Consider the following 19,687-nt stretch of genomic DNA (forward strand, 5'->3'; position numbering starts at 1 on the left):
TTCTTAATTACTTCATTCTTTTAAATTAGCATAAATAAATAGGGTTATATAAACTTTTAGAATGAAATTTGACAACAATTAGTTTAGCTCCTATCTTATAAATGAATTTCATAAAATTTTCATTTAGCAAATTCCCAAGCATTATAAATACCCAAGCATACAAACTTTCCTACATTCCTTTGTTTGTATGCTTTTTTTATTTTCCGCCTAATCTAAATGCTAAGTAAGCTTTATGGTAAATAGCATTAATTTGCTTCTGGATTTTATCTACCTTCTCTCGTTTCTGAGAACTAGTTAACTGTTTGCTATCATTAATTGCATTCTTGACTTTGGTTAACTTTGATATAGAACGCTGAACCTTTGCTAGCCCTGCTCTAGAACGTAGTTTGCTACCTTCATCTTCAAGCAGTTCCTTAATACGAGTAGTATCACCAAGCTCCATAGCGCGCTTATAACTTCCATAGGCTTGATTAGCAGCATCAAGCGCATCATAGAACTCATTTGCAAACTTAGTGTTCGATTTGGGTGTGTCACCTTGGTAGAAAGATTTGATCACCGGGTATCTATTAAGTGGTGTTTCAGCATTAACCTTACCAATGGCTTGTCTCGCAATCATATCGCTGATTCCAAGAACATAACTCCCCATCGTACCGGTATAACCTAAAATCACATGCTCAATTTTCTTAGGTGACCAACCAAGCGTCTTGCCCAATGCTATTGCTGTATCGCTAGTAAAAGCACTGTAACGGTCTTGGGCTTGTTTGTTTTGGTCTGCCATGCCTTCAATTGGTGCATCTCTAAAGAATGAACGGTTTAATGACGTTTCAACAAGCGGCAGTATAAATTGGGGTGTAGGGTTTAATGCCATCGTTGTTAGGGCTGCATGCATTAATGATTTTTGCAGATCCTTGCTGCTCTGGTTGCCCGCGGCATAATTAAACAATCTCTCAGGTATGGTGCCAAAAATCACGCCTAACTCAAATGGCTTTGGAATGCGCCAATGATCATCACCAGTAAAGAAATGCCAGTTAGCATCTTTGTCCCAATCAGGTAATGCCTGGTAACGTTCGTCATCATCATTATACATAGACAATGCAAGACTAAACGCTGCGACTTTAATACCTTTCATTGCCAGTTCACGACTTAGCACTTTAATTAACTGATCATCACCTTGTGCTTTGGCCGCTCTGACGAGTTTGCTCATGCCTTGCAATCGAGCATTGAAGAATGGCAATACATCAACCATGAAATTAATTGTCGTAAAATTACCTTTTAGACTGTAATCCATTAAGTCTTTCGCTTCAAAAGCTGCTTGTCGCTTACTTTTATTGTTTGCTAATGCCGCTTCATAAGTGCTTAACCGGTTAGCATTCTCAACTTTGTCGCTTATATTTCGGTATGTTTCTAGTAGCTGCTTACCGTTGGTCACTAAACTGCCTAGATAAGTATTTATCTCGTTCTCAGACAAGCCTTTCTTTGCTAATGCTCTACGAGTTTGCTGTGCAGCAGCTTCTGGATCTGCTCCATGAATATAACCACCTTGGAAAGCTGCACCGCTGAATATAAGGTCCCTGTATGCTTCATCTTCCTTAAACGCCTTTTTCAAACCTTTAACGCTATCTGCAGCGAATTTGAAGCCATCTTTATTGATCATCCAAGCATGCGCCGCATCACGAATAAAATTCTTTGCAATAAAGTCAGGTGATAATGTGATACCTGCAGTTAAAAACCTTTTTGCGCTACGGCCGATTTTATTAACGATGTTCTGGCTACCCGAGCTGTTCACTTGAATAAGTGAGCGCATGAGAGCTGGATCACTAACTAAGTAAGCTTGTGGCTCACCGTTTATCATAACCCGTACTTTGCTGTTTCGATTCAACTCTTCTTGCGTCATGCTTTTAGCGTCATCGCTTTTTTCATGGATCATAAAGTCAGTACCATCAAGATTTGATACGACTTCCTGCATCGCCTTGTTCTTGAGTGATGCTTCTATTAAAGTGCTTTGGCGAGTGATAATGTTCTCTAATAGGTCCTTGGTAGATTGCTTGCCGCCCTTAAGTTCTTTAATTTGCGCAGACTGGCCTGCAATGCCTTTTCGAGTGTGAGGCTCGACGATAGAGCGTTTGATTGCATCCATTTCTGGATCAGTTTCACCCATATCTCGGAAAAACGGGACGTAGTATTCTTCATCGAATGACTTGCGCTGTTGCGTATTGATGAGTCCAGCACCTTGGGCTACATCGAGAATAGCTGAATTGATTTTATTGTACTCAGCTCTAACCTCTTCAAAGAGTTTTTCTTTTCCTTTCGCTAGTGACTTGAGCTCTTCAATATCAGCCTTTGATAAATTATTTTCTCTTCCTTGTGCCTTTAATCGTTCAGCTCTGTGAGCCCCCATCCACGCTAACCAATCATTTAGATCGTTTTCAACCATACTAAAAACTTCGAGTAAGCCTTTCGTGTTTTCTTTGCGTTGAATGATCCCGTCCTTCCATTGCGGCGCACCATAATTGAATACACCGTGTAAAACGTCAGAAACCCCTGCTGCCAAACGTGCGCTCACATAGCCTTGTTTATTTGGATCTGTTACACCAATCGCTTCCTCAGCTTGCTTAATACCTGCAAGCCCATCAAAGATACCTTCATTCAAACGGTTCCAAAATGGAGCGCTCTTTAAAGTCTCCATAACTTCAGCCGTTCGCTCTTTCGCTTTATCTGACAAGGTTTTCTGAGCATTTTCAGTTAAACCCAGCTTTTCTTTGGCAGTGCGGTTATCTGAAGTAGTCGTTTGACTAAATTTGTTCCCCTTCTGGCTGTATGCCAACTCCCCTATTGAGTCGGTGTAAGGAGCACTTCTCGATTTAAAGCCTTTAACAATACTGTGCAGCATTTCGCGCATATGAGTAATTTCATCATCTTCACGATACATAATACCTGCTTTATCAAGTTGTGCTTTTAGCCAACGCTTTAATGCCTGCCACCAATACTTAAGCTCACCTTTACTAGGCTCATTCTCAACAAATCGTGCAAAGATCTCTTCTGCTTTTACGTCATCACTGGAATCCCAATAATCTTTATTGGCATCTTTCCAATATTGTTCAAATGCTTTTCGACCTTTCGTTTTCTTTATGCGGTTTAAGAACTCTTGATGTGCTTCCTTACCTATAACAGTGTCTAAACCACCATGGGCGATAATTTCATGTGCTAAAGTTCGTTTTAAATCGGATCCACTTTCAATATTCTCTGCTATTACATAGACCGTTTTAGTTTTATCGTTATAAGCCCCCTTAACGATTGAGTCACTTAAACTCATACGCCATAGCTTCTCAGCATCGTTAGTTGATTCAAGTACATGAACATTAATTCCACTGGCGCCATTCAAAGATTTAATGAAACTATTTGCTGTTTTTTCAGCATCAACTTTTGCAACACCTTTAGGCTTTTCTTTGGCATTAGATTTAGAGAAAAACTTGATCCCCTCAGGTGTTTCTTTATGTTCTATTGTGTCAAACAATGCTTGATAGGCTTCATTGATTGGGGTTTGCTCTGAACTTAATGGGTAAGGGAATGTATTGCCATCTTCAAAACCAAGTGACTCCGCCGCACTCCAAGCTTCATCACTTACTACATTTGCTAAATAATCGTTTGTGATTTTGCCTTTTTTTAACTTATCAATTATGAATGTCTCAAATGAACGCGCTGTCATTTCAACATTTGTAGACCAATACTTTTTAGATTTACGTTGATCTAATTTCAATGACCGGCTGGGTAAATCGCTTGCATTAATAACATTTCGTACCCTCTTAAACGCTTCAGCCATTTCTGGACGAAGCTCATCACCTTTTAAGTGGTATGGTGATTCTGTAATAAAATCTGAGCCTCTATTTTTTTGTTTACCAAAGTGATTATCCAGTGCATGCCACCATTCATGAGCAAGGGAACCTGAACCCGACTTCTTAGTTAGGTTAATGACCATATTGCCTGATTCGTAATGTGCTGCCGCAGGTTCTTTGCCACCCGTACCTCTGGCACCAAATGCAAGGCCAAGCTGCCCATTTAGACTAAGCGCTTTCGGAGGCACATCTATCGCTTCTGCTAAATCCATCAATGCATCATATGCTTGGTTGAGATCCTTTTGTCTTTTCCCCTGTTCAACCCAATTCCCAAATTCAACACCTCGAAACCCAAATGCTTCAGTAAACGTACCAGGTGTAACATTATCAGAGTGTCTTTCTGGCCCTGTTCGTTCCGCATTTACAGGCTTACGCATATTCGGTGTGGACTTTAATTTCTGCAACTTCGCTTCAACTGCATCTCTGTTAGAGCTTAAATGCTCCCGAGCTTCTGCCGGTGTTTTGAAGTCTTGAATCTTCAATACACCACTCGCGCCCTTCCAGCCCAAATAAACTTGGCCCGTGTACCGATCACGAAACACATTTATTTTGGAATGTCTTGCTTGTCTATTTGTTGATTGACTCTCAATCTTAATTATCTCAGCTAACTGCTTTTGAGCTTCTTCTAATGTCTCAACTGCATTATCTAAGCTTACGCGGCGACCTTGCTTTTCAATAGTGTAAAAAGTTTTAGCTGGCTTGTGTTCTTTGCCATTGAACAGGCTATATTTGGCAGAACGTATGCGATATTTCGCCGCCTCTTTCAGAATTGCAGGATTTGCATTCGCAATTGTTCCTAACGCTTCTTTAGCGCCATTTAAAGTGCCTTTGCGCATGAAGTGGTTAAGTAAATTAATTTCACTTTCGGGGTCGGCTCCCTCTTTCAAAACACGATTAATCGATTGCTTAACTTTATCTACATAATCAGCCCAGTCACTGACCTTATGACTCAATTTTGGTTTTGAAGGTATGCTTCCTCTAGCCATTGCAATAAAAGTTAATGCTTTAGGATCTGCGCCTTCATCTGACATTTTTTGGTAATCAGGTTGAGGTAAGGCTTTACTTAGTGGTTTCGATTTAATCGAATCTGATTTTTCATCAAGACTTTCTGCAAACCCTCCCCATAAATCTTTACGAGCACCACCTAACTTTTCACCGAAATCTTCAATAACTTCTGAATCACTTGTTTGCTTTCTTTCCCGTTCGCTAGGCACAGAAAAGCCGCTCTGTGGCGGCTTTGAATTTTGCTCTGGTGTCTTGTCAGAAATAGGCGGTTCTTTATCTGTTATATCGAACTCTTTTCTTAACTCGTTGTAAGCCTGCCGATTAATACTTTCAGGTGTGTCAGCATTAAACTGCTGATAAGTTTCAAAAGGCTGCTCTGCAAACGCTTTATCAACAGCTGACTCATACCCTTCATCTAGTTTTTTCATCGCAGCGTCATAGCCAGGTGAATCTTTTTTTAGACCTTGCTTTTTAGCTTCAGTTTGAAGCCATTTACGTTTAGATGTTTTCAGTATTGGTGGTAATCCGTTTGTTTGTTCAAGGGTTACCGGGTCTTGTTCAATTGATTTACCATTATCAGTGTTTTCTTCTGCTTTTTGCTCAGGTAATTTACCAATATCGCCATTTAATTCACCAGAAGTGGTAGCTTCTTCACTATCAGCAACAGTTAGCTTACCAGTATTGTCTTGAGTTTGAGTGCTAGGCATTTCTTTTGCCAGTGACACTAACTGTTCTATTGGTGCATCTAAACGAATTATTTTAACAGGCTTATTCTTTTCACTAGCAGCTAGCCATTGGTGGTGACCATCTAATATATGGTTATCATTCGACACTAAAATCGAACGCTCACCGCCTTCGTATTCTTTAGCTTGTGTAACTTTGTTAGGTGAGAACTCCGCTTGTGTTGGTTTCAAAGACTGTGCTGAAACTGTATCTTGTTTGTGCTCAATGCCTCTGGCTTTCATAAAGTTAACCATGGCACCGCGATTTTCCGCTTTAATTTGTGGCATTTCAGCACGCGGTATTTTTTTAGTTTGGCTTTGTGGTGAAAAAGCCTGCCATTCAGAATCTATCATTTCGCCTTTAATGTCGGCCTGCTGTCCTGTGGCTTCTTCTAATGCGGACTCAGTGCCCTTGCCTTGATTTTTAGCTGAACTTTTAATCGTCCAACCGAAACCATTACCAAAGGAAACTGCTTTAGTTTTATCACCAGCTCTGCGTGCTGCCCGTGCCTCTTTGCTTAACAATGCATCGCGTTTGCTCTTAAATGGTTGTCCGTCCTTTTGAACGTTTACACCACTTTGGTCACCTGAAAAAATTATATCTTTGTGTGGCAATAAGTTCTCAGCGTCACGGCCTGCTTTCTCTACTCGTTGTTGAGCCTCTTGCTTAGGCCTATCATCTTCCGCAAAGATAATATCTTTTTGTTCAATGCCTTCAGGTTGCGCGTCAAGATCAGCAAAAAGCTTTTCACGCTCTTGGCGATTCGCCGTTTCTTGTGATGTTGGGAGTTTACCCTGTTCTGGCTCTACAGTTCCTTCGATTGGAGCTTTTTCAATACCCTGCCTACTCTGAGGCTCAGCTTCTAGGTAGTCGCCTTCATGCGTGTACTTAATAGGGCTAAAACGGTCCTCAGGTGTTGGTTCTGTTTTTGATTGTGCTTCATTAACTTGTGCCTCGACTGAAAGCGAGCCGTTACTCTGATCAAGTTTTCGCAAAGATTCTTGAGCAGGACTAGTAATGAAATCACCATACTGCCCAATGTCTTTGTTAGACTCACCAAAACCTGCTTGTCTCGCTGCAGTGGGTGCGTCATAATTTACATCACTAACTGCATCATTTTCACCTGGATTAGTTGGCACATTTTCATTAGGCGAAGCCTGCTCAGGTAATGGCTCAGGTTGTGATGCTGCATTAAATAAGTCGTTATCTATGCCAAACTTTTCTTTCATCGTTCGAGCTACAATTGCAGAGGCTTCAGCGTCAGTGAAACCTTGCTTTTTAGCCGCTTCAAACTGCTTGACTCGCACCATATCAATCGCTTCGTCTTGAGGTACGCCAGACTCAACTAAGCTATCTGCACTATTCTTCACGACTTCTGCTGTTCTTTGCTGATAGTTTAGCGCTTTTTGAGTTGCCTCAGAGCCGGTTCTAACTATACCCCCAACAACCAAACCACCTACAAAGGCCTCGTCTAATTTTTCAAATTCATCCAGACTTTTGCCAGCGCCCCACTGTGCTAATGCTTCTTGGCCCATCTCTGTAACGCCTTCACCAACTGCGCCTTTTAGTAGCCGTTTAGCAATGCTAGGATCACGTACAGCTTCAGTTAATTCACCTTTACCATAACGCTTTGCTGTCTCAAGAACTCCATCTCTTAAAATGTCTTTACCTAGTTGACCCATGCTAGCTTTAATGCCAAGTCGTTCAAGCAGCATTTGCCCAGCACCGGACACAACTGCGCGTGTTGCATTTTTTTCACCTTCTGGCTGTTTTTCGTAAGCTTCTTGTGCAAGCCCACCGGCCATACCAAAAGCACCTATGCCAGAAGCGGCACCAGCCATATTAGGGATTGAGCCTGCTGTTAGTTCACCTGCATAACTCGCAAAATCACTAAGGCTTTCAATGTCTTTATATGATTTAACTGTAGGCTCATAGCTATTTTGTTCTTCAATATTTCTATCAATGCCTTCTTGAGCCCATTTCGACAATGAACCCCCTTGGCCTATAGCTCTGCCTAATGAACCTGTTTGATCTTCTTTAGGTGCACCAACATCTGTGAAACCTTTTACAGCTCGGTAACCTAACTCTTGTAGCTTATCAACACCGGCGCCAAATGATGCAGCTATTCCTCCCTCGGCTTTTACTACCTCCTCTTGTATCAAGCCTCTTTTAACCGCTTCGTCATACATAGCTTTATGCTGACCTTTGAGAATGCCGCGTTTATTAGCTTCCGTTAAAAGTTTCAATTTGTCAGACATTTGCTTATTGTGCTCCCAATGCGCTGGTTAATTGCTTTAAAAGCTCATCATCGCTTAAGTTATCAATTGACTTATTTGCTATATTTTCTTGCTCACCATGTTGATTACTATCAATTCCATATGAGCTATTTAGTTGATCTATACGTTGCTGGTATAAATCTCTAACTCGATTTATTGCTTGCTCTCTTCCACCATCTTCCAAGTAATCCAAATCAGAACCACCTTCAATCTTAGCAAGTGCTTTTGTCATTTCATCTTGAATAGAATTGAGCTGTTTTCGGTATTCATCTTTAGGTGATTTACTGCGGCTACTTGTACGAGTACCAATACCCATATTCGCATTTAATTGCTTTCCTAAACGATCGTAATACTCTGGCCGTTCCATCATATCCGCCATCATTGCGCGCGCTTTTACAGTGCCAAAAAGCTCTTTAGGCGTATAGGTCATTACTGGATCATCAGGTTCAGATGTTCTGCCCTTGGTCATTGGTTTTATTTCTTTCATGCCATTTTCATAAGTGACCTCTATTTCAAAGCCAAATCTTGCAGGCTCGCCTTTATCACTAAGCGGCACGTATCTAACAATTTTATTGTTTGCTACCTTCGACTTAACACTCTCGTTGTACTGCCCAATGGTTGAATTTAGCTTGTCGGAAAAAGCAGCGTTTGTTAGCTCTATTGATTTAGGCGAGTTTAGTTCAGATACTTTGCCTGTTTTTGCAACTTCACCGAGAAAAGAGTCAAACATTTTTATGTTTTCTCTAGCTTCAGGCTTTGCGTAAGTCCGCGGATCCATCGCCTTATTTCTCTGCATTACAGGCTCTAAATCTTCCGGTATTTTTCCTGTATCTCTGAATGCTTGCCAAGCCATAGAAATTACTGGCTGGTCTTTTTTCCAAGTATCTTGTTGAGTTTGGTAATTTTGCTGCCATGTAGTTTCAGCAGCACGCTGTTCTAGGGATTTATTGCGATAGTCATTCATTGACCTAAGCGTTGCATTTTGATGTTGATTATTTTGCTTAGCCTGCTGATTTCTGAATGCCACATCTTCTGCTCGTTCTGTTTTTCTTTGTTTGTCTAAATCAGCAAGTCGCATCTGCCCTTGCTGGTAACGTTCTTCATTTCGCTTATCTAAATCACTTAAACGCTGCTCATTGAATTGACGCGACTGATGCCGCTCCATCATGTTGAAGCCCTTTAACGCGCCATCTACGAATGCACCTGCCATAACTCCCCCTTATAAAGAACCAGCAGCAAAACCAATTACAGCACCAATAGCAGTGCCCCATCCTGGCATTATCTGTGTGCCAATCATTGCACCGGTAGCAGTGCCACTCATTTGCGAATTTTTTTGCGCCTGATCAGCTTGGTCATTTGCTATTTCTCGGTTTTGCTCCATATCTGAGAGCGTTTTGAGTGACTGAGTTGATTTGGCCTTAGTGCTTTGGCCTGCGTTCATAATTGAGTAAGACATTAGACGTTTCCTATATCAGCAAGCGTGCTTGTAGCACCACCTTGACCGGTTAGTATTTTGTTTTGCAGGTCATCTACTGAACTGCGCGTTTCATTATTCACAGACGCCGTTGTAAGGCTTTTAAGCAGGTTATTATTATTATTATCTTGCTTGCTGTTTGCTGCGCTAACACCAAAACGTGCTAACTGCCTGTCTTCACTTTCTTTAGCTACCTTGAAGTTGCTATCAATGTTCTGCTGATTTCGTTCAAGCTGCTCTGTTAATAGCGAATCATCCGTTGCTAACGAAAATAATTTTTCTTGCACAGGAAGGTAACGCTTTTTGTAATCTTCGAATTGTTGGCGTGTTAGATCCGCTAACGCATCTTGATAGCGACCTGTGCGTATTTGGCTTGAATCGACGGCATAAAGATCAAATGGGTCATCTGTTGTTGCTGGTGTATCTGCCATGGCTTTATCTCCTAAGTTGTTCTCGTTGCGTTGATATTGCTATCGTCGAGCAAGCTACTGTTAGTCGTTGCGTTATAGGTGATTGTGTTGGCATTGTTTGCGTCTACAGCGGGCTGGTTCTTGTAATAACTAGCCCCTGCACCTGCTATTGCACCAGCTGCGCCAAGTAAGTTGTCGCTTTGTTGTTGTGAGATGTTTGCATCATTGAAGGCTTTACGCTGTGAGCTTTGCGCAATGTCCGTTAGAGTAGCCGTTGCTTCTTGAGATTGACCTTGGCCCATCGCCATTACATTACTCATTTTATCTATATAGCGCTCTTGGCCTGCCACCTGTGAACGTGCTGTAGTGTCACTTGATACAACTGATTGCTTGTCACTTAAGTCGCTTAACGTGCCTTTAAATTTGCCTGAATTTGGATTCACTCCACTCGCCGCTAAATTTGTGGCAGTGTTTGTCCTTGCACTAGTGAATGCTTTTTGACTGCCAAGGTTTGCACTTTCAGCAATGTCTGAATAAACAGTGTCATCGTTCGCTTCTTTAGCGTCATCAATCACCATGTTTTCAAATGGGACTATGCTATCTTGGTAATAAGCCCACTCTTCTGCATAGACTTTTGCGAGTTCTTTCTCGTACTCAGTCTCTTTAATATCCCCGCCTGATTTACTCATGCTTTACAAACCTCTAAAAAATGCCGCCAGACAACTAAACCATCACGCACACAAAATCGCCGCCAACCATAAGCCGGCGCGACTTTATTAAAACCTTTACGTGCTGTTGAAAACTCTATGAAGGATGCCCGGCCACATTTGGCAAGGCGAATGATGTGGTAGAGATACCGGTTGATTGCATCGCCCCCATGACAAGAAGCAACACACACTTGGATATACTCATGTTTCATTTGCGAACGCGGCCTCAAAACAACGAAGCCATCAGGCGCTACAAACAAAAAAGCCCACTCATTTGAGCAGGCTTTATCTATTTCTTTGAACAAGTTGGGTTCGTTCGCTGTGTTACCTATTCGCGTTATTGGCTCTTTAAGCCGGTCACGGTGGTTGGCCCATGACACACACTGCAGATACGATTTGTCCATTATGTAAAAATACTAACCTATATTGGGGGGTTTTGCCATTAACTAATCGTTGAGCCATCTTTGAATGTTTGGCAAACGATATTTTGCCCGGGAGCTGAAATACTATGTGTGCCGCCTACTGACGTTTTTTTAATTTTCAGTGTCACCGTAACACTTGTATACGCTGGAATAATTGCAGCTAGTGTTCTAGTGACAACCGTTTCTGTGCCGGGCTCGTCAGAAAACTCATGCCTATAAACATCCCTTGCTGTCGTAAAACCTGACACAAATAACATGACATCAACCGAAGGTGCATCATAATACTCATGATACGCTTTCACCTGAATACCACTAACTGTGACGCTTCTAGCAAAAGGAAGGCTTGATATGTAAAAGTTTATTATCGTGTATTCACTGTTCGTAGAGTTTGCATTTACGTTTGAAGAGGTTTTTACCTTTAAGTCGGTTACATCACCTTCAATATTCGCGGCATAAACGGTACCAAAAAAGCTCGCATTATTACCAAATAAGGTGTTGATATATGCCTGATCAATTTGTGCACTCCCAATAGCCCCATTAGCTATGTATGTCGTTACATTTGAGCTAAGTATCTTATCAAGACCTGCAAAGCGTCCAGAATCAGGAATATCATTTAAGTAAGGCTTGTTCTGTTCGTCGTATGATTTCTGCCACGATGACCAAGATGTGCCAGAAACTGACGTTCTTCTATATGTGCCATAATCACCGTAAAAAACTTGTGTTATTTTTCCACCGGACGAGTCACGCCAACCGACTGTAGTCACTAATGTTCCGAATGAACCCGCACCAGGAGCGCCTATTGCTGTTCGAGATTTAAACTCTGTGAATGTACCTTGGCCTTTATAATTCCAATATGTATCAGGTGAATCATTAGAATTACGGGTGTCACTAATCGCGGTGCCTAACGCCACGTTATTTGATGTTTTATCAGCACCACTTTCAGGCTTTCCACTTCCTGTTACTGAATCCCAAGCGATACCACCTGAACTAAGCATGACATTGCCGTTGTAGTCTTTGATAGTGACAGATTCAAGTGTAGCGCTTTTGGCTAGCATATTTCCGTTAGGGTCAATTGAAAAGTTGCCACTGCGAGCGCCATTGCTACGATTATAATTTATAGATGGTGCACTAAATGAAGAACCTACGATTACTCTGTTAGCAAGCAAGTCATCTGTTACTAAGCTTTTAATATACGCGTCATCTATTACTGCGTTATTAATCACTGTTTTATTACCAGACACAGCAAAGAATGGTGTGCTGCTATTAGGGTCTTGATTGGTTATAACTGCAAACTTAGCAGCTTTTACAACAAATAAAGGTTCTGAACCATCATTTACAAGACCAACGCTAGCACTTATTCCATTTACTGTCGTTTTAACTCCCCATAGTGCGCTAAATACACCTTGGTTGTTTGCTACAGTTTGACTAACTGACTCAAGCTCTGCGCTTACACCATTAATCTCTGATGAAAGTGTTTGCTTTGCTTGTGAAATTGCACTGTTCGTTGCAGCTTTTGTGTAATAGTCGTTATAGAGTGATGAATATACTGAGCCAAGTTGCGACTCAAGCGCCTGTTGGGATTGGCTTATAGCTTGGTCCGTTGTCGCTTTCGTGTAGTAATTCAAATATAGGTTGCTAGAAACATTGTTGATCTGTGAACTTAAGATACTTTCCCTTTGTGCAATTGCTTGGTCTACTTGTGCTTCAGTGTAATAGTTCTCAAAAATGATAGATTCAACATCGTTTATCTTCGAACTTAACAGTGTTTGTGTTTGTGCTATCGCGAGGTCTATTTGTGCTTCAGTATAAAAGTTCTGTTCTAAATTAGACTCTACATCACCAATACGTGAACTTAATGTTGTTTGGGCTTGGGCTATAGCAGAATTGGCATCAACTTTAGTAATGAAATTTTCTTGTAAATATGCACCAATGCTATTCCCTTCTGGATCTTCTATTTCGCTTTTCAATGCCGTAGTAGCTAATGAAATAGCCTCGTCAGCATTTGCTTTTGTATAGAAGTTCTCTACTAAATCAGCGCGTACATTTCCAACCTCACTGCTCAGTTTAGTAAGCTCGTTGCTAGTAGATAGCTTCTCTTCTGCGACTGTTGATTTTATGCTTTGAAGTTCGCTTTGACTTTCACCTACTGATGAAATTAAAGCCCCTATTACTTCAGTTGCTGATTTCTGCTCACTTGCAATAACATTCTGAGTATCAATGATTTCAGCTTCAACCAGTCTATTTCTATCTTGCGCAATATCATTTGCTAAAGCATTTTCAATAATCGACTCAGCACTGATTTCAAACTCAGCACGTAACACTGACGTTGTATTTGCAATCGCTTCCTGTGAACCTGTTTTAGTTTGAAATTGGTCAAATAGCTCAGCAATTGTGCCGCCACTTTCAGGATCTTCAAACTCACTTATAATTGACGTGACAGCGCTGCTTATTGCTTCATCTGCAGCTGTTTTAGTATAAAAGTTTTGGTAAATATCGGCTGCTAAGCTAGTGCCGTTAGGATCTTCAAGGGTCGCTCTCAGTTGAGTTGTTGCTACGGTTATTGCTTCATCCATTTCAACCGTTGTCGAATAGTCATTGTGAAGCGTTGCACCTAGACTACTCCCCTCAATATTCTCGATTGATGATTTTAATAGAATATCTGCCTGACTATACGCAGCATCTGTTTCGGCTTTTGTATAATAGTTTTCATCTATGCCTGTTGTTACTGCAAGTAAGTCATTATCTACTGCCGCTCTTAACGAGTTTACTTGGTCACTTATTGCCGTATCAGCTTGAGTAACTGTGTATACGTTGGTGTAAATATCAGCACTAGCTTGATCAATGCTTGCTTGCAGCTGCGTTGAAGCTTCGCTTATCGCACTTTGCATATCTACCGTAGTTGAATAATTATTGAAAAGCGCTGCGCCTAAGCTTGTCCCATTTGGATCTTCAATCAGAGCTTGAAGCGTGTTAATTGAATTCGCAATTGCACTATCAGAATCGGCTTTTGTGTAATGGTTATTTTGCAATTCAGCATTTAAGTTGCCTAGTTCGGAATTTACTGAACTTGCCAATACACTAACAGCGTTAGTAATCGCCTGATCTGTCTCGGTTTGTGTATAGAAGTTTTCATAAATATCAGCGCTCACGCCATCCATATATGATTGTAACTGGCTAGATGATTGACTTATCGCGCTATTAACTTCAACCTCAGTAAGATAATCTGATTTTAATAGTGCACCAACACTTGTGCCGTTAGGATCTTCTATGCTGCTCTTAAGTGCTGTAAATGCTGTTGCAATTGCTTGCTCAGTATTAACTGATGTGTAGTAGTTTTCTTGAAGGTCAGCTGTGATATTTTGTATCGTTTGACTATCACCATCTTCTATTAGTTGGTTTAATTCTGATCTGAGAGCGTTAACGCTTGCTGTAACAGCGTTATCCGCGTCAACCGACGTATAAAAGTTTTCATAAATATCAGCTTGCAACCCATCAATGTTACTATTTAATTGTGTTACCGCATTAGCTACTGCTGTATTTGTCTCTGCTTTTGTCGAATAGTCACTAAATAAAATAGCACCAATGCTGCTCCCTTCAGGATCTTCAATCTGAGCTAGTAATGCTTGTGTGCTTTGCGCAATCGCCTCATTTGTACTTGCCTTTGTGTAATAATTATTACTCAAATTAGCAGTGACTTGGCCTAGCTCTGTATCAAATTGCGCAGCTATATCCAGCGCTGAACTGCTTATAGCGCTATCGACATCAGCTTTGGTATAAAAATCTTGATAGATCAGTGATTGAACGCCGTCAATGTTGGACTGTAGTTGTGTTGATACAGTACTTATTGCGCTTTCTGTATCTGCCTTTGTGAAGTAGTTAACCTCCAAGTAAGCAAAGTTATCGTCCACTTGGCTTTGCAATTCACTCGTTACTTTTGCGCTCGCTAATTTTTCCTCAGCGACTGTCTTGGACAAATCTGTTATTTTTGATTGGCTGTCATTGAATTGTGACTCAATCACCGTTATCGATTTACTTGCAGCTTGTACTTCTGATGTGATCACCTCCTGTTGTTGAACAATATTTGCTGTGATCACTTGTTGGCGCTGAATCTCAATGTCATTTGCTAATGCATTTTCAATAACCGATTGCGCCAATGGCTCAAATTGACTATTCAGTTCAAAGACCGCACTAGCTATTGCTTTGTTAGTATCTGTTTTTGTGAAGTAGTCAGATATTAATAATGCGCCTAAACTGTCTCCCTCAGGGTTTTCTATCGCCGCTTTTAGTAATTCAGTCGAGTTAGTAATAACCTGATCTGCTTGAACCTTGGTATAATAATCACTGATCAGTGTTGACGTGATTGTTTCTAAATCACTATCAATGAGCCCCTTTAATTCAGTTGTTGCTTGTGCTGTCGCACTATCAGCTTGCGCTTTTGTATAAAATTGCTGGTTTAAAGTAGCATTTATCGCATCTTGAGTTGCTTGCCCTTCATCTGCAATTGCTGACTCTAAGTTTGTAGTTAACTGAGAAAGTGCATTATCAGTGGCTGTTTTTGTGTAGTAATTAGTTTGAAGAGTCGCACCCAAGCTTGAACCATTAGGATCTTCAATGCTTGATTTAAGTTGATTACCAAACGCTGTTATAGCTTCGTCAGCTTGAATGGCCGTATAGTAATCATTGTTGATCAACGCACCTAAACTAGTGCCTTCAGGGTTCTCGATTTCAGATTTAAGTTGTTCCGCTGAAAAGCTTATTGCACTATCAGTTGCTACTTTCGTGTAAAATTGATTGTTAAGAGTGGCACCTAAACTTGAGCCGTTAGGGTTTTCAATTTCCGACTTTAGGGTCTCAGTTGCAGATGCTATAACCTGATCTGCAGTTGCTTTGGTGTAGTAAGTGTTTTCAATATCACCCGAAAGAGATAAACCGTTTTCCTCAATTTCAACACGTATAGACTCTGCAGCTGCAGCGATAGCTTCATTAGCTTCTGTCTTTGTTAAAAATTCTGACTCAATACGTGCTGACATATTGCCTAGCGTCGATTCAAACTCGATCAGCTTAACTGTGTTATTTTGCCAGTTAACATCATTAATAATTACAGAATCAATTAACTGCCTTGCTAAGTCGTCGTTACTCAGTTCTATTGACTCGACGCGCTGCTTTGCATCCTGTGCACTCGATTTAGCAATGTCTGTCTCTATCAACAGTGACTGAATATTGTCTGAAATTGAGGGTATATCTATTTTAAACTGAGAAATATCATTTTGAATATCGGGAATAGTCTCAAGAACAGAATCAATATCAGCACGTAAGTTGGGAATGGACACCTTAACGTCATCAAGTTCTGCTTGAATATTAGGAATGCTTGTAAGCTCAATATCGTCCAGTTGTGAACGTATAACACTCAACTCATCTAACGTTGCATCAAAGCTGTTTGATAGGTCAGTAACATCAATTCCTAGCTCGTTTATATCAAGCTCTAAGCTAGGAAGCCGAGCATTCTCGATATTATCAACCTTGCTAGCTATATCAGGTATCTTGTTAAATTCACTTTTAAGCCAATCATCTAAATGTGATAGCTCAATTTGACTGCCAATTTGGTCAAGAATACTTGAAGCGGACTCTTGGGTTTTAACCTTTACGCCCGCAGCACCTTGTGTTGGCCCTTTCATATCAGCAACATTGACAAAGCGAACCCAATAAAAGTATTCGCTATTCATGTTAACCGAATCGCTAAATGTATCTGTTACTTCTGTAGCAATTAGAACGGCACTGCTAAATGAATCTGTTTCGCTTCTCCATATTTCTGCATAAGCATGGCCGCGATACGTTGGCCTGTCCCAAGTAAGCGCAATAAAAGTGAAGCCACCAACACCAAGCAAATTAACTGGCTTGTGAGGGCGCTCAACCCCGCCGACTGTAATAGGCAAACCGCCATCATTAGTGTTTCCATTTTTAGCACTTTGACGTAACGCCGCCATTTTCATCTGATCAAGGTTAACCAGATCCTTTACTAGCAGTGCTCTACTCTCACCACTACCACGCTGCCCTGTAAGTAACTCTATATTTTCAGCCAGCGCACTTTGAGTTTGCTTATCATTTTGGCGACCAATACCTGGGAAATCACTTCTCTTCAGCTTCTTTGCCATTAAACAGCAACCTCGCGCATTGTTGTTGCAATTGATACGCTGTGTATAGTGCCACTTCCATAAACCTCAAACGCCCATGAGTCGCCGCGTGTTGGGGGTAACCTAAATGCTGTATTAGGGATTTGACCGGGCTCAAGGTGTAGCACTTCAGTCTCGTCTGCAAAGACGCGTAGACCAGACTGAATAAGATCTACTCCTTTTACCATGCCGCATGCAAAGCTAATATCTTGCGCCTCAAAGTCCTTAGACCGCCATTGATAATTCATCACTGCAGGACTTGATCCCCATTTGCTTAGGTTTCCACCTTGACATGTGTATAACGCGTCATCAATTAAGCTGTTAAATCCACAATCGGCGGTTGCTGTAAAATGCCTAAAATCGCCAGTGTTTGGGTCAAATATAAAGCCTTTGTCTAAATCCTCTCCATAAAAAGCTAGATATCGCCCCTCTTGCTGGTACGCTTCAATTGTCTGAGGATCATACTCTTGCCATTGTTCTCGAGTAATAACTTGATTGGTTAGCATGTTAAGGCCACTTGTTGAAAGTGAAATTAAACCGTCTGGGCTCGCGTAAATAAGTGAACCATTAACAATGACCGCTGATCGCCCACTTACACAAGCTTGGTTAAACTCAAGTTTTTGACCTGCCATTGCGCTGGGTGTAATACCACTAAACAAATAAGGGTAACCTTTAGTAAGTACTGCTAATGTATTTCCAAGCGCTGCTACAGTCACAATTTCATGTTCTGTTGTTTGCTGATAGTCACTCGGCCAAGCGTAAGGTAAATAGGCCTCGCTAAAGCAAACGGTGCTGTCAAAAAAGCCAGCTAAAATACCGTTAGCCATTGAAGTTAATCCGATCATATCTTCGTTCGGCATTTCAAAGTCATATGTATCAAGCGATGCGCCTAACTGATCGCCTTGAATATCATCGGTGAAAACGTTTTGTGAGATAGGTATTTCAGCTACAAATAGATAGTCAGCTGAACCGCCGCCAGTTGCTGTTCTGTAAATGCGCCTATGTGTGATGTTTGATACGTTTACGTTTGGTGGGGAAAATACCAGTGATACATATGTTCCTTCTTCATCTGGGTATTTAATTTCAATCCTTTGCGATGCTTCACCAGGTGGACCTTCTTCACCTGCTGCAGTGACATAGGTGTGCGTGTAATAGCGAGTTTCGTCATCATTAGGGTCTATAGTTGAACCATCTTCATTTTCGTCAACTCCCTCAGTTACAGATGCAATGATAACGACTTCTGGTGCTTGCACCCCAAGCCTGTATGCTGATGCAGGCATGTTTGCACCTTCAAATATTGCATTCGTTGTCACTTTGGGATATCCATCACCAGTAAAGTACACTCGTTGCCAAGGGTCGTCAGTGATGGGACTTGGCACCGCGTGAACCTCTTTGTCCCACGCAAACCAATATTGATTTAAGTGTTGGTAAATAGTTTTAGCAGTATTTATAACGGCAATACCTGTTAAGGCTGGACGTTTTAGCGGTGATAGGTTGCCATTATCAAAATGACAACCAAATGCTTTTGAGGCTGATTCGTTAGGAAGTAAACGCGGGTCGAGCTTAGGCCGTTCACCGGCAAAAGTTTTAACAGTGATTGCAGGCATGATATTCGCTTAATGTAAGTTAATAGGTGGGCTGGTTTACTTGTTAAGTTTTATTACTTTACTTTCCCATTTGTGCGCGCGTTGGCAGTGGTTATCTCCGTCGAAAGGCTTTGCTAAGACATCAATTGTTTTCATTTGTAGATAATACCGCTTGTCACCTCTAAGCCTGTAACTTCGTGCCGATATAGATTCTAAATTGGTTCCATGGCAAATATTGCATATAGTGATATCAATTCCATATAAGCCATTAAAAGCCCATCGGCATCCAAACACTGTAAACACCGTTAGCAAAATAAACGGCACGATAAAAAAAAGGCCACATAAAATGTAGCCTAGTAACGTTCTTGCTGTTTTTAAGAAGTCCATATTTCACCTATTCAAAGAAAGCTTTTCTAGCCAAAACAAACTGCAAACCAAAACTTTTAAATTCAGTCTCATCGTCCAGTGTTAGTACTTTAACGCCTTGTCGTGTTTCTGCATTGAAATTTACAGGAAAAAATTCGTTTTCTACCTCAAACTCTTTAGCGAGTTCTAAAGCACTTTTTAAAGCTGATAGTCCGTTTTGGTTTGACTCATTGAGTGACACTTGGACACCTTTGAACTCAATGCCAATAAGCTTATTTATATGCCTTTGGAAAGGTTCAAGTACTTCATCAGATGTTTTCAGTGGTGGTCTTTCTGGCGCTTCAGGGAGGGGCAATGGTTGAACTTCAACTAATTCGCCCTCTTCATTTTCGTATGGTTCAGGTAAATTAGCATTGTGCTTTTCAACACCTTGAAGATCGATTAAATAGTTAAAATACAACTCTGCCCAATCCCATTGCAGTATCTGAGCATGTAACTGAGCAAACATATCAATGTTATCAATTTTGCCTTTATTAATAAGATCAGGAATATTTTTAGATATTGGCCGCTGCATCAAGGTTGGTAAACCTTGATCGTCAACCACTGGGTTTTGCTCGGCGTCAAGTTCGATAAACTCTAAAATTGGTGTAATCAT

General features: G+C 41.0%; 9 protein-coding genes. All 9 read right to left on the reverse strand.

All coding sequences use genetic code 11. The features are described from left to right. Nucleotides 1-196: 196 nt before the first annotated feature. The 9 genes from L1D46_RS05225 to L1D46_RS05265 all read right to left on the reverse strand — a co-directional run bounded on the left by L1D46_RS05225 (nucleotide 197) and on the right by L1D46_RS05265 (nucleotide 19,687). Nucleotides 197-7,879: an LPD38 domain-containing protein gene (locus L1D46_RS05225; protein WP_239976966.1), complete on the reverse strand. Its 7,683-nt coding sequence runs from the start codon at nucleotides 7,877-7,879 to the stop codon at nucleotides 197-199. Nucleotides 7,880-7,883: 4 nt separating this feature from the next. Further along, nucleotides 7,884-9,107 carry a hypothetical protein gene (locus L1D46_RS05230; RefSeq protein ID WP_239976967.1) on the reverse strand — a complete coding sequence of 408 codons (1,224 nt, stop codon included), beginning with the start codon at nucleotides 9,105-9,107 and terminating at the stop codon, nucleotides 7,884-7,886. 9 nt (nucleotides 9,108-9,116) lie between these two features. Beyond that, a complete protein-coding gene (locus tag L1D46_RS05235; RefSeq protein WP_062564145.1) occupies nucleotides 9,117-9,353 on the reverse strand; it encodes a glycine zipper domain-containing protein in 237 nt (78 codons plus the stop codon). Beyond that, a complete protein-coding gene (locus L1D46_RS05240; protein ID WP_239976968.1) occupies nucleotides 9,353-9,802 on the reverse strand; it encodes a hypothetical protein in 450 nt (149 codons plus the stop codon). Before L1D46_RS05240 ends, L1D46_RS05235 begins: the two co-directional genes overlap by 1 nt. A gap of 11 nt (nucleotides 9,803-9,813) precedes the next feature. Beyond that, nucleotides 9,814-10,470: a hypothetical protein gene (locus tag L1D46_RS05245; protein ID WP_239976969.1), complete on the reverse strand. Its 657-nt coding sequence runs from the start codon at nucleotides 10,468-10,470 to the stop codon at nucleotides 9,814-9,816. Continuing rightward, entirely contained in the window at nucleotides 10,467-10,793 is a 327-nt protein-coding gene (locus tag L1D46_RS05250) for a hypothetical protein (RefSeq protein ID WP_138557925.1), read from the reverse strand. Before L1D46_RS05250 ends, L1D46_RS05245 begins: the two co-directional genes overlap by 4 nt. Before the next feature lie 137 nt (nucleotides 10,794-10,930). Then, a complete protein-coding gene (locus tag L1D46_RS05255; protein WP_239976970.1) occupies nucleotides 10,931-17,062 on the reverse strand; it encodes a DUF1983 domain-containing protein in 6,132 nt (2,043 codons plus the stop codon). After that, complete coding sequence (locus L1D46_RS05260; protein WP_239976971.1) at nucleotides 17,062-18,687, reverse strand: hypothetical protein; 1,626 nt, start codon at nucleotides 18,685-18,687, stop codon at nucleotides 17,062-17,064. Before L1D46_RS05260 ends, L1D46_RS05255 begins: the two co-directional genes overlap by 1 nt. Nucleotides 18,688-19,060: 373 nt before the next feature. Next, nucleotides 19,061-19,687: a hypothetical protein gene (locus L1D46_RS05265; protein WP_239976972.1), complete on the reverse strand. Its 627-nt coding sequence runs from the start codon at nucleotides 19,685-19,687 to the stop codon at nucleotides 19,061-19,063.

It is taken from the genome of Pseudoalteromonas sp. Isolate3 (genome assembly GCF_022398505.1).
In the GTDB taxonomy this organism is placed as follows: domain Bacteria; phylum Pseudomonadota; class Gammaproteobacteria; order Enterobacterales; family Alteromonadaceae; genus Pseudoalteromonas; species Pseudoalteromonas apostichopi.

Coding starts and splice junctions, on each gene's coding strand:
- L1D46_RS05225 (WP_239976966.1), bottom strand. CDS start 7,879: ATGTCTGACAAATTGAAACTTTTAACGGAAGCTAATAAACGCGGCATT.
- L1D46_RS05245 (WP_239976969.1), bottom strand. CDS start 10,470: ATGAGTAAATCAGGCGGGGATATTAAAGAGACTGAGTACGAGAAAGAA.
- L1D46_RS05230 (WP_239976967.1), bottom strand. CDS start 9,107: ATGGCAGGTGCATTCGTAGATGGCGCGTTAAAGGGCTTCAACATGATG.
- L1D46_RS05255 (WP_239976970.1), bottom strand. CDS start 17,062: ATGGCAAAGAAGCTGAAGAGAAGTGATTTCCCAGGTATTGGTCGCCAA.
- L1D46_RS05240 (WP_239976968.1), bottom strand. CDS start 9,802: ATGGCAGATACACCAGCAACAACAGATGACCCATTTGATCTTTATGCC.
- L1D46_RS05260 (WP_239976971.1), bottom strand. CDS start 18,687: ATGCCTGCAATCACTGTTAAAACTTTTGCCGGTGAACGGCCTAAGCTC.
- L1D46_RS05265 (WP_239976972.1), bottom strand. CDS start 19,687: ATGATTACACCAATTTTAGAGTTTATCGAACTTGACGCCGAGCAAAAC.
- L1D46_RS05235 (WP_062564145.1), bottom strand. CDS start 9,353: ATGTCTTACTCAATTATGAACGCAGGCCAAAGCACTAAGGCCAAATCA.